The organism is Thalassoroseus sp., from assembly GCF_984380535.1.
The window spans coordinates 173,894-186,207 of sequence record NZ_CFHRBF010000016.1 but is presented as its reverse complement, the minus strand read 5'-3'; the positions used below and the strand labels follow the sequence as shown (position 1 = coordinate 186,207).

The 12,314-nt window shown below is 52.9% G+C and carries 11 protein-coding genes; 7 read left to right on the top strand and 4 right to left on the bottom strand.

The window, feature by feature from the left end; all coding sequences use genetic code 11:
- Positions 1-137 precede the first annotated feature (137 nt).
- The 5 genes from AC5DDB_RS21695 (at position 138) to AC5DDB_RS21675 (ending at position 6,330) form a co-directional block, all read left to right on the top strand.
- Positions 138-1,439, top strand: coding sequence for an O-acetylhomoserine aminocarboxypropyltransferase/cysteine synthase family protein (locus AC5DDB_RS21695; protein ID WP_491741867.1), 1,302 nt, complete (start codon positions 138-140; stop codon positions 1,437-1,439).
- A 93-nt stretch (positions 1,440-1,532) separates the two neighbouring features.
- The gene (locus AC5DDB_RS21690) at positions 1,533-2,441 is read left to right on the top strand and encodes a sialate O-acetylesterase (RefSeq protein WP_491741866.1); all 909 of its coding nucleotides are present in this window, start codon (positions 1,533-1,535) and stop codon (positions 2,439-2,441) included.
- A 94-nt stretch (positions 2,442-2,535) separates the two neighbouring features.
- On the top strand, positions 2,536-3,864 hold the full coding sequence (locus AC5DDB_RS21685) for an asparagine synthase-related protein (protein ID WP_491741865.1): 1,329 nt from the start codon (positions 2,536-2,538) through the stop codon (positions 3,862-3,864).
- Positions 3,857-4,813, top strand: a complete 957-nt coding sequence (locus AC5DDB_RS21680) for an archaeosine biosynthesis radical SAM protein RaSEA (RefSeq protein WP_491741864.1) — start codon at positions 3,857-3,859, stop codon at positions 4,811-4,813. The genes AC5DDB_RS21685 and AC5DDB_RS21680 overlap by 8 nt, the downstream gene beginning before the upstream one ends.
- A 2-nt stretch (positions 4,814-4,815) precedes the next feature.
- Positions 4,816-6,330, top strand: coding sequence for an NAD(P)/FAD-dependent oxidoreductase (locus AC5DDB_RS21675; protein ID WP_491741863.1), 1,515 nt, complete (start codon positions 4,816-4,818; stop codon positions 6,328-6,330).
- A gap of 38 nt (positions 6,331-6,368) precedes the next feature.
- Here the strand turns inward: AC5DDB_RS21675 and AC5DDB_RS21670 are convergent, their stop codons facing one another.
- Both AC5DDB_RS21670 and AC5DDB_RS21665 read right to left on the bottom strand, forming a co-directional pair.
- Positions 6,369-6,716: a hypothetical protein gene (locus AC5DDB_RS21670; RefSeq protein WP_491741862.1), complete on the bottom strand. Its 348-nt coding sequence runs from the start codon at positions 6,714-6,716 to the stop codon at positions 6,369-6,371.
- A gap of 65 nt (positions 6,717-6,781) precedes the next feature.
- Positions 6,782-7,000, bottom strand: a complete 219-nt coding sequence (locus tag AC5DDB_RS21665) for a hypothetical protein (protein ID WP_491741861.1) — start codon at positions 6,998-7,000, stop codon at positions 6,782-6,784.
- A gap of 203 nt (positions 7,001-7,203) precedes the next feature.
- On the opposite strand from AC5DDB_RS21665, the gene AC5DDB_RS21660 reads away from it, so the two are divergent.
- Positions 7,204-7,710, top strand: a complete 507-nt coding sequence (locus AC5DDB_RS21660) for a hypothetical protein (RefSeq protein WP_491741860.1) — start codon at positions 7,204-7,206, stop codon at positions 7,708-7,710.
- A gap of 35 nt (positions 7,711-7,745) precedes the next feature.
- Here AC5DDB_RS21660 and topA read toward each other — a convergent pair whose 3' ends face one another.
- The gene (gene topA / locus AC5DDB_RS21655) at positions 7,746-10,412 is read right to left on the bottom strand and encodes a type I DNA topoisomerase (protein ID WP_491741859.1); all 2,667 of its coding nucleotides are present in this window, start codon (positions 10,410-10,412) and stop codon (positions 7,746-7,748) included.
- A gap of 254 nt (positions 10,413-10,666) precedes the next feature.
- The gene (locus AC5DDB_RS21650; protein WP_491741858.1) at positions 10,667-11,017 is read right to left on the bottom strand and encodes a PilZ domain-containing protein; all 351 of its coding nucleotides are present in this window, start codon (positions 11,015-11,017) and stop codon (positions 10,667-10,669) included.
- A 355-nt stretch (positions 11,018-11,372) separates the two neighbouring features.
- Between AC5DDB_RS21650 and AC5DDB_RS21645 the strand changes: the two genes are divergently transcribed.
- Complete coding sequence (locus AC5DDB_RS21645; protein WP_491741857.1) at positions 11,373-12,311, top strand: RDD family protein; 939 nt, start codon at positions 11,373-11,375, stop codon at positions 12,309-12,311.
- Positions 12,312-12,314 lie beyond the last annotated feature (3 nt).

The window sequence follows — 12,314 nt, the reverse complement described above, 5'->3', positions numbered from 1 at the left end:
GTATCAAAAACGTGCTCGACGATGCAGTTGATCATCTACTGATACAATCCGAGGTCGGTCAAATTGCGATCCGGGATTCGTGCGGATAGGATGCGGAAAACCCGAACGATTACTTTTCACTTCAAGAGAATACCGCTATGGATCCGCAAACGCTCAAACTTGCCACCTTGTGTCTTCACGCCGGCCAGGAACCCGATTCCGCCACGAATTCCCGATCGGTTCCAATTTACCAAACCACCTCGTACACATTCAACGACACCGATCATGCGGCTCGGTTGTTCGGGTTGCAAGAGTTCGGCAACATCTACACACGAATTATGAACCCGACACAGGATGTGTTGGAGCAACGCATCGCGGCTCTTGAAGGTGGATCGGCAGCGCTGGCGGTTTCATCCGGGCAGGCCGCCGAAACCCTGGCGATTCTGAACATCGCTCAAACCGGGCAGAACATTGTTTCGTCGTCGAGTCTCTACGGTGGGACGTACAATCTGTTCCACTACACATTTCCGAAGTTTGGCGTGCATGTCAAATTCGTCGATCAATCCAACCCGGAGAACTTCAAGAACGCAATCGATGAAAACACGCGTTGCTTGTATTTGGAGACGATCGGCAATCCGCGGTGTGATATCCCGGACTTCGAAGCAATTGCAAAGATCGCTCACGACGCCGGAATCCCGCTGATGGTTGACAACACGCTTGCATCGCCCGCTTTGTGTCAGCCAATGAAATGGGGAGCCGATATCGTTGTGCAATCTTGCACGAAGTTTATTGGTGGTCATGGCACGAGCATTGGCGGGGTGATTGTCGAGAAAGGCGATTTTCCGTGGGATAACGGAAAGTTCCCGGAAATGACCGAGCCAGACCCGAGCTATCACGGTCTGAAGTACTTTGAAACATTCGGCCCGATGAACATTCCTTTCGCGATCAAAGCACGCGTGCAAATGCTGCGTGACTTGGGTTCCGCGATGAGTCCGTTCAATGCATTTCAGTTTCTGCAAGGGTTGGAAACGTTGCATCTTCGCATGCCGAAACATTGCGAGAACGCGATGGCTGTTGCAGAGTTCTTAGAGTTGCACCCCAAAGTATCTTGGGTGAACTATGCAGGATTGAAAACGCATCCGTCTTACGAACTCGCGCAGAAGTATTTGCCGAACGGTTGCGGTTCCGTGTTCGGATTCGGTATCGCTGGCGACAGTCCTGAAGAACAACGTAGCAAGGGAATCAAGCTGATCAATAGCGTCAAACTCTTCAGCCATTTGGCGAATGTGGGTGACAGCAAGAGCTTGATCATTCACCCGGCGAGCACCACCCACCAACAACTAACAGCCGAAGAACAAGCCAGCACCGGCGTCACACCCGACTTCGTGCGGCTGTCGATCGGTACGGAAGATAAGGACGACATCATCGCCGACCTGAAACAAGCGTTGGACGCTGTATAACCTTTGAGTTCTTATGACTGCCCTCTCCCATTTGGGAGAGGGCGTCGACTAATACTCCCGATTCGAGGAACCAGAATGTTACAACGAATTCTGATGAGCGCTCTATTGGTTTTCGCGAGTACCACATTCACGTCAGCGGCTGCTCCGGTATCGGTCTTCATTTTGGCTGGTCAGTCAAACATGCAAGGTCACGGGATTATCAAAGCGAACCCGGCTCGAAATGACGGCAAAGGTTCGCTCGAATGGCTTGTCAAGAACCCAGAGACCAGCAAAAAGTTTGGCCACCTCCTCAATGAAGAAGGCGAATGGACCGAACGTGACGATGTGCAGATTTGGTATCTGGGTCGCACTGGGAATCTGACACCTGGTTTCGGGGCGAACGAAGAGCGAATCGGTCCAGAACTCGGTTTCGGGCAAGTGATGGGTGAGGCACTTGAACAGCCGGTCTTACTCATCAAGATTGCTTGGGGTGGCAAAAGTCTGGGAAAGGATTTTCGTCCGCCGTCTTCCGGTGGCGAAATCGGTCCGTACTACCAAGAACTCATTCAACACGTCGAAGAGACACTCGCGAACGCAAAGACATTGTTTCCACAGTATCAGAATCGCGAGCTGAAGCTTGCGGGTTTCGGTTGGCATCAAGGTTGGAACGATCGCGTCAATCAGTCATTCAATGACGAGTACGAAGTCAACATGGCGAACTTCATTCGCGATATCCGTAAGGAACTCAACGCACCAAATTTACCGTTTGTCATTGCAGAGACTGGCATGAGCGGGCACGAGGAGAAACACCCTCGTGCCTTGTCGCTGATGAAAGCTCAAGCGGCTGTTGCGAAGCATAAAGAGTTCAAAGGCAACGTCGCGTTTGTCGGGACAAAGGATTTCTTCCGCCCGAAAGAACAATCCCCATCGGGGCAGGCGTATCACTGGAACACCAACGCAGAAACCTATTATCTCATCGGTGAAGCAATGGGGAAAGCAATGTTGCAACTCACGGACGAATAGTCTTAGCGAAACGCAGTCGCGAATCCACTCGATGATTCTGCAGTTGATTTTCCGTATATCGTTTGCCAGTTGATTTTGAGAACAGAGGCCCCCCATGCACGCCGTTACGCCCGTCGAGCGTCTTGTCAATCTATTGGAACCGAGCGAAAACCTTCTGTTCAACATGTCGGTGGAGGAGGCGATTGACCGTGTTGGTACCGGAGACGCAGAGCAGGTTCGTGCGATTGACGGACATTTCGCTCTGATCCACAAAGACGGCATCACGATCCGTATGGCCCGTTCGATCGGCAGACCGATGCGTTATTTTCTAGCCAAGCGGTCCGAAGGGCCATGCTTAGTCGTTGCGGAACGGATCGATGAGATCTACCGGTTCCTATGTGATGAAGGGCTCGATGGGCAGTTCCATCCGTCATACACGCGAATGGTGCCGGCCCATCATATTGTCGAACTTTCACTCGTAGGTTGCCCCGATCCCAATCCGAAAGCGGTCCGTTACTTCACCCCGCAACGCAATCGTTGGAAACCCGATCTCGATGAAATTGGCGAGCGTTACGTCGGAACACTCGCAGAGGAAATCGATCGATGGTTGGACACGATTCCCCGGGAAGCACCGCTAGGAGTTTTGTTTTCCGGAGGGATCGACAGCGGTTCGGTATTCCTCGTGCTATACCATGTGCTGCTCAAACGAGGCGAGTCGCCGGCTCGACTTAAAGCGTTCACTTTGTCTGTTGGTGATGGCGGAAGTGATCTTTCACAAGCCGAACAGTTCCTGGCAACGCTGTCACTGTCGATGTTTGGTGAACCTATTTCGGTCGCCAAGGATGATTTGAATTACCGGGAAGCCATCCAAGTCATCGAGGACTACAAACCTCTGGATGTCCAAGCCGCCACGGTCGGACTAGCGCTCTGCCGACAAATTCGTCAGCGGTATCCTGATTGGAAATACTTGATTGATGGCGATGGTGGCGATGAAAACTTGAAGGATTATCCAATCGAAGAAAATCCCGAGCTGACAATCCGTAGTGTGTTAAACAATTCGCTGTTATATCAAGAAGGCTGGGGTGTCGAGGCCGTTAAACACTCGTTGACATATTCTGGCGGACAAAGTCGTGGACATGTTCGTTCGCATGCACCCGCGAAACATTTTGGATTCCAGGCTTTCAGTCCGTATGCGTTGCCGAACGTGATCGAAGTGGCGGAGGGTATTCCGTTTATCGAGCTGACCGACTGGCAGCACGAACGGCTTTATGCACTCAAGAGTGAAATCGTCCAGCGAGGTGTCAAAGCCATCACAGGTCTAGAAATGCCAGTCTTTGAAAAACAACGATTTCAGAAAGGCGCGATGACGGATTCGCTCTTTTCCGATTTATTCCCTGCCGAAGACATGGCCTATCGTCGCGAATTTGCGGGACAGTATGCTTGATTCGATCCCTTCAATTTCCGATCGAGAAATTCTGCAGCAACGCGGTGCCAAGAACACGGTCAACCCGGAACAGCCCTATGCTTACTTGGTCGAACCCGAAAAAGCGGCTAATGGGCTAGTGGTCGACGTTGCAACGGTCTTCCTCACGAATCGAGAATGTCCGTTTCACTGTTTGATGTGTGATCTTTGGAAGAACACCACAGACTTTACGGTTGAGCCAGGTGCAATCCTACGACAGATTGATTTTGCTCTCGACCGGCTGCCTTCAGCCCAGCATATCAAACTCTATAACAGCGGGAATTTCTTTGATCGTAAAGCGATCCCGAAAGCTGATTACCGAGCGATCGCCAAGCGGATCCAAGCGTTTGATCATGTCGTCATTGAAAACCATCCGCGACTCTGCGGCGATGACTGTTTGCGGTTCCGCGACATGTTAGGCGACACGACACTAGAGATTGCGATGGGCCTGGAGACAATTCACCCTCAAATCCTGCCCGCCTTAAACAAACAAATGACACTCGTTGACTACACATCGGCTGTCAATTTCCTGCGGGGTGAGGGCATCGCAGTTCGAAGTTTTATACTACTTGGGCTTCCGTTCGTTACCCCCGCAGATGGACTCACGTGGGCACTGCGGTCGATTGAGTTTGCTTTTGAGGTCGGCGTAACGTGCTGTGCAGTGATTCCTACGCGAGTCGGCAACGGGACACTGGAACGACTCGCAGCGCAGGAACAATTTCGTGAGCCAAAACTAGCATCGCTGGAAGAAGTGATGCAAGCCGGGCTAGAACTCGCAAACGGACGCGGGCGAGTGTTCGTTGATCTCTGGGATCTTCAACGGTTTTCCACATGTGATTCCTGCCTAGACGCCAGACGCGAACGGTTGCATCGCATGAATCTCGAGCAACAGAGTTTGCCGACGATCACTTGTTCCTGTGAGGCAGATTAATCGTGGGCGAAAAACTCTCGGTTGATGTTGTAATTGTCGGTTCCGGGTTTGGTGGAAGTTTGACGGCATTGCTACTCGACCGCGTCGGTTTCAAAGTGGTGCTAGTCGATCGCGGACGACACCCTCGATTTGCAATTGGCGAGTCTTCCACACCGATTGCCGATCTCGTGCTACGCGACCTGGCCCAACGCTATGATTTGCCGCAGTTGTTACCGTTGACACGTTATGGAAGCTGGAAGCAAAACTATCCAAACGTCACATGCGGATTGAAACGCGGTTTCTCCTATTTTGCTCAGCAGCCGGACGAGTATTTTCAGCCGACTGCAAATCACCAAAATGAACTACTAGTTGCGGCTAGTAGCAACGACTCGAACGCTGACACGCATTGGTTGCGTTCAGATGTGGATTCGTTCCTAGTGAGCGAAGTTCAGGCTGCCGGCATACCGCACTATGACCAAACTGAACTGCAAGTTCTCAACCATTCGCCCCGTTGGCAGTTTCAAGGCGTGCGTGAGAATTCGAAACTGACGATCGATGCAAGTTTTTTAGTCGACGCCTCCGGCACCGCTGCATTTCTTCCGCTGGCCATGAATCTTGAGTGTCAAATAGCACACTTGCGAACAAACTCATCCGCGGTGTTCGCACACTTCGCTGACGTTGTGCCGTGGCATACGCATCTTTCATCGCGTCGGGCGTATTTCGAAAACCATCCGTTTGATTGTGATGCAGCTGCTTTGCATCACATAATCAAAGAAGGTTGGATGTGGCAACTGCGATTTGACAATCAAATCACGAGTGCTGGGTTCGTGATCAATGGTGATCAGGCTAGGTTTTCGCCCGCGATTTCTGTTGAAGAAATCTGGCATACGCTAGTCAAACGTTATCCATCCATTGATGAACAATTTGCATCGGCCCACGTCGTTGCACCAGACGGAGGAATGACTCGAACTGGTCGACTGCAACGACGTTGGGCATCTGTTGCTGGTCCTAACTGGGCGTTACTTCCACATACGGCCGGGTTTATCGATCCGCTTTATAGTACCGGCATCGCACATACGATGTGTGGTATCGAGTACCTAGTCCAGTTGCTGCAAGCTCACTGGAAGAAAGAGTCACTACGCGAGCAACTCCATCGCTACGCACAGAAGATCCAAGCCGAACTAGACCTGATTGATGAACTGGTTCATGGTAGCTATCGAGCGATGAAGAACTTCGAAATCTTTGTGCCGTATTCAATGCTCTATTTCGCAGCTTCAACTACTTATGAACAGCGACGATCAAATATTGGAACGTCCTCACAAGCGACATTCCTGTGTGCAGAGGATCAACAGTTCCGGAGGTTGGTACGTCACGTCAACCAACTGTTAGATCACACACTGAGACAAACGGACGATGACAAGAAATCACGTCAATTTTTTGATGACGTGGCGGAAATCATCCGTCCTTATAATGTCGCCGGACTTTGCGACCCTGACGTGCAGAATATGTACCGCTATACGGCGATTGACTTGGACTAGTTTTTCTGCTGGCGTTCGTGATGAGAACGGTATCCGCCCTAGAAACTAAAGGGAGCCGTTTCGCTAGCAGTGGCGTTTGATGCAGGCGGCGTCGACTGGGTGTCTTCGGCTTCATCCGCTTGATCCGTGCGGCGGAGTGGAATGCGTTTGTGTTCGCCAAACGGAGCAGACGATCCCGCAGTTGATCGCGTGTTCGCCGTTGCGTCGTTCTCAGCGAGTTGCTGCGTGTTCGGTTTGTCTTCCGGCGGTCGTTCGAAATGAAGGCCAAGTGTGGGCGATGTCGGTTGGTCGCTGTTGGCCTCGAATGTCATCCGGGGCGCAGCACAACCCAATAGGGATAGCCATGCAACAAGGAAAGGATACCCGAGAGTTGATTTCCAGTTCATCGGCTGAGTTCCATCACAGATCACAGTGAAGGTGAGAACCGAAGGGTTACGAAGCGCGACGGTTACTATTCGTCAGCTTCGACCACGCGTTCCGATTCCCGGCGGTCCGGCAAGTCGCCGTAGACTTCGCCTAGGTCAGGTTCATCTTGCGGCGGAACGGTGCCGAGGAGTTTTGTCGGCATCATCGAGGTGCTAAGCACAGGATCACCGTCAGATGCACAACCGCATACGCCAATCACGGTGAATGCAGCGTAACAAGCGACAGAACAGAGATATTTACACATGACCCGCCTCCCTGCGGTTCGTGATTTTGCATAGATTTTCAGGGATTGCGCGGTTGATAACAGAAGGGCATTGCCATGTATAGATCAGTTTTGTCTGCAGGCCGCCCATCCGTAAATCTCAATAGGAGACCTTGTCGAATTGTTGTAGCCTTGTCGAAACAAATGTTCTTTCCACCGATCAGCGTTCGAATGGAGTTACCGATATGCATCGTTCCCTTAGCATTCTCTTACTATTTTCTACTGTCGGTCGATTGATGGCTGCGGAGCCGACTTCGCTTCCAGATGCGTGGTTCCATATCCAAGAGTTCACTTTGATGAACATTCCTGCGAAAGATGCTGCCGAAGGCATTGGGAATTACATGAAAGCCAAACGTGAACTTTTCAGGCTAGCGGACCCGAACAAGGTCCCCTCGCAGTGCACGATTACACCGAACATCGACACGAATAGCCTGGTCTGCAGGGCCACCCAGAACGAACTGCTGGAGATTGCATCGCTTATTAAGAAGTTGGACCGAAGTCCTGATCAAATCGTTATCCGGATGGAGGTTAGCCAGACGGGGCCTGATCAAAAGAAAGTCATTCTATCCAGACCCACAGTGCGGACACTTGCCGATCAAACCGCGGTCATTGAATTTGGAACCGAAGACTCGTACATGACTATCAAAATGACCCCGCGAGTGATCCGCGGGGACGTAGAAGCGAAAGAATAGTTGGTGTTCAACAAATTACAGCGATCGACTGCGAATTAGCTTTTCTTTTTCGAAGCCTTTTTCTTGGTCTTTTTCTTCGTTGCGGATTTTTTCTTAGTTTTCTTTTGGCCGGCTTTTTCTTCGAGCAGTGCGATGCCATCGGCGAGCGTCAATTTGTTGACGTCTTGATCCTTCGGCACGCTGGCAAAGACTTTTTTCTTGCCGTGTCGCACGTAGGGACCGTATTTGCCTTCGAACACCTGCACCGGTTGGCCGGATTCAGGGTGTTCACCCAGTACCCGTAGCGGTTCGGCGGCGGCTCGCTTTTTCGTCTTGGACAACATATCGACGGCCGCTTCCATCGTGATGTCCAACGGCGTGTATTCTTTCCCTTCGAACTCGTAGGTGTGCTTTTTCTTGTCGAAGTTGCCGTAGACTTTGTTGTGCAGCACGTACGGGCCGTACATTCCGATATCCGTCTTCACGACGTTACCGGTTTCCGGGTGTTGGCCGAGCTTCCGAGGCAAGTTCATCAGGGCAACGGCTTGCTCAAGCGTGATTGTCTCGGGATCGATCGAATTGATCAGCCCCTTGCGTTTCGGTTTCGGGTTCTCGTCAGTGACTTCACCAAGCTGCACGTACCAACCATACGGACCACTCTTCAGATAAATCGGCAAGCCCTCTTCCGGATGCATCCCGAGCGGTTTGGGGCCTTCCTGTTTCTTCTGAATCTGGTCTTCGACGTACTCGTTTGTCAGATCACCGGGGGCGAAGTCGTTTGGCAACGACGCCGTGACCTTCTCACCGTTGTTCTCGCGTTCGAGATACGGGCCGTACTTGCCGACACGGATCGCAGAATCGACACCGCTCAATTGCAGCGTGCAGGCTTCACGGGGATCGATGGTTTCGATCTTCTCTTTCAATTGCGTATCGAGACCTTGGTCACCGGAATAGAATCGCTGCAGATACGGCAATCGCTCGGCTTGTCCGGCGGCGATGTCGTCGAGATCCTGCTCCATCCGGGCCGTAAACTTATAATCGACCAGGTTTGGGAAGTGCTGTTCGAGCAATCGTGTCACAGCCATCGCGGTGAATGTCGGCACGAGTTGGCTGCCATTCTTTCGGACGTAACCACGATCTTGAATTGTCCCCAGAATACTGGCGTAAGTACTCGGCCGTCCGATGCCTTCGGCTTCCAACTGCCGCACCAGTGAGGCTTCCGTGTACCGGGCTGGCGGTTTGGTTTCGTGGCTGAGGGCTTCGACTTGGTCACAAGAAAGTGTTTGACCTTCCCTTAACGGAGGCAACACACTGTCTTGATCGTCGAGAGCGGCTTCCGGATCGTCACTGCCTTCCACGTAGGCTCGGAAGAAACCGGGAAAGATCACGGATCGACCGGACGCCCGGAACTGCGCGTCCTCGACTTTGATTGTGACGGTTTGGAATCGCAAACGGGCCTCAGCCATTTGTGTGGCGACGGTACGCTTCCAGATTAGATCGTAAAGTTTCGCCTCGCGACCTTTCAGGTTGTGTTCATCGGCGGTTTTCATGTCCGTCCCGGCGGGACGGATGGCTTCGTGAGCTTCCTGGGCGTTCTTGGATTTCGACGTGTATTGTCGTTCGCTGCTATGCAGAAATTGGTCGCCGTACCGATCCTTCACGCACTTCCGAGCGGCAGTGACAGCCTCTTTGGAGAGGTTGACACTATCCGTCCGCATGTAGGTGATAAGCCCGTTTTGATACAGCTCTTGGGCGACACGCATCGTTTCGCGGGCCGTCATGTTGAGCTTGCGGTTGGCTTCCTGTTGCAACGTACTTGTCGTGAACGGAGCCGACGGTTTGCGGGTTTGCTCGCGTTCTTCGACGGACTCGACTTGCCAATCGGACGATTTGATTCTCTCGACGAGTTTCTTGGCGTCGTCTTCACTCAACAACAGCACATTGCTGCCTTCTTTGAGTTTGCCGGTGTTCTCGTCGAAGTCTTTCCCGCTGGCGACCTTCTTGCCATCGACGGTCATCAAGTCCGCGGTGAAACGGTCTTTTTGCTCGGGTTCTTTGTCTCCAGCGGCATGGAGACCGGCTTTCAGGTCCCAATACGTCGCGGAGTGGAAGGCCAAACGTTCGAGTTCGCGTTGCACCAACACACGGACGGCCACCGACTGCACGCGACCTGCCGACAACTTCGGTGCGACTTTTCGCCACAGCAGTTTACTGAGCGGGAAACCGAACAGCCGGTCGACCACGCGGCGGGTTTCCTGGGCTTCGACCAAGTCTTCGTCGATTTGCCGAGGGTTCTGAATGGCGTGCTGGATGGCTTCCTTGGTGATTTCCGAGAACACCATTCGGCTGACGGGCACCTTCGGGTCGAGCAGTTGCACAAGGTGCCAACCAATGCTTTCCCCTTCGCGGTCTTCGTCGGTCGCGATGATGAGTTCGCTGGATTCCTTCAGAGCGGCCTTGAGTTCCTTGATGATCTTCTTGCTATCAGGAGAGACCACATAGAACGGCTCGAAGTTTTCATCGACTTTGACGCCGAGTTCGGCCCATTCTTCTTTTTTGTACTTCTCGGGGATTTCTTTCCGGCTCGCGGGCAGATCGCGGACGTGCCCCACGCTGGCCAGAACCTTGTACTTCGGGCCGAGAAATCCGCCGATCTTTTTTGCTTTTGCTGGTGATTCGACAATCACCAACGCCTGATACTTCTTGCCAACGTCCTTAGCCACGCGATGACATCCCTTCGAGGAATCGGCCCGCTTTGTGCGGTCAATCGAGGATTTTCGACAGGCGACCGGGCGTCACCTGCCCCCTTAAATCTCGACATTCTTAACCCGACGCCAATCAACGTGCAAGGGCGGAATCCGAAGAAGACGGCTGAAACCTTCGGATTGGGTGCGGGGCTTCACTCCGGAATCTTGGGTAGGTCGTGTGCGTTAACCCAAGATTCTGTCATGAGTTCAGGCGGCTATCGTGTTCTGATTTAGTCGTCGTTCTTGCGTAGGAATCGACCGCCACTGAGGAACATCCCGTTCTCGCAGGGGTGACACCATTCGATCAAGACGCGGTATTCGAATTTCCGAGTCTCGCTGGCCATCCGCACGGTGACTTCGCCCGGCGTGACAGAACCGCGATGTGCCATGCCGATGCCCAAACGGCTGATTTCCCGTGTCATCGCCGAGATGGTATTTCCCCGTTGCGTGGTAATTTCCGCTGGCACAGACAGTTCCAACCGCTCCGCTTCCCGCAGATTTTCGCGATCGGATTTGCCGATGCTTTCCAGAATACGTTGGAGATCTTCTACAGTGGGACGGCTCCAGGGATCTGCCGACATAGTCTTTTCTCCGGAATGTGTTGAACAGCTGCGTAGAGTTTCAAGCGGCCAAAAGGATGTTGCGTTCAGAAGCCAAGATCGCACGACGGTCACGGCTCTTAGTCCAACATAGGTTAGCGTGGCGAGGATGCATCATGTTCCCGGACGAAATTCATCCGAAGCAGTCGGTGAGTAGCAAGCGAGACCAACCCAACCGGTATAACCACTGCAATGCAGTGTTGGAGAGCCAGGCCCGGGATCGTTCCGATCCTCGGGTTTCTGGTCTTCGCTCTCGGGTTTCCGCTTTCGTAGAATCCGCATGAGGAATGCTCTAAGCTAGACGGGCGTTTCGAACCGCCACCGGCTCCGAGTTCCTATGCATCCGACCGAATCTTGGCACGAACAACCTTCCGTCAGTCTGGCGTTGGAACTGCAAACGCCAGAGAACATTGTGCTTTCGTACCAGCTCGCCGGTCCGGCATCACGATGTGCGGCGTTTCTGATCGACGGACTCATTCGGGGTGCGATACTCATCGCGTTGTTGATTCCCGTGTTTCTGTTGGCAGACTATCTTCCCGGGACGTCCACCGGATTGATGCTGCTCACACTGTTCTTTCTTGATTGGGGTTACTTCACGATTGCTGAGGGACTCTTCCGCGGTCGCACGGTTGGTAAAAAAGCGATGGGGTTGCGAGTGATCCATGAGCACGGCCACCCCGTCACATTTTGGGGAGCAATGCTGCGAAATTTTCTGCGGGTTGTCGATGGGGTTCCACTGTCGGTGTTCTACTTCGGGACGGGAATTGAAATCGCGATGGGGCTACAGTTCGTGCCGGTCTATGGTCCGGCGCTCGTCGCGATGATTCTTTCCCCGAAGCTGCAACGTATCGGCGACTTAGCGGCCGGCACGGTGGTTATCTCCGAACGCTTCGGCCAATTGCCGCGGGAACCGGTCATCTTTTCGCGAATCCGTCCACTCGAACGTGGGGAAATTAACCATTGGAAACCCGATAGCCGCACGTTGGCCGCCATCGACGATTACCTCTCACGTCGGCACGTTTTGTCCCATGAACGCGGACATGAACTGTGTGCCGATCTGGCGGTGACTCTGGCCCGCAAATTGGAATTCAAAGGCGATCCGTATCAGCTGCGGGACTATCCCATGTCGTTTTTGGCCCGTGCATACGTGACATTCGCAGGGCGAGACGAAAACGAAGACAGCGAGTGGCTGCCTCGACAATCGTCATCGGATAAGCTGACGGAATTGGAAGTCGTTCCCCGACGCACACCCAGACAACATCGCACGCGACGGTGATCG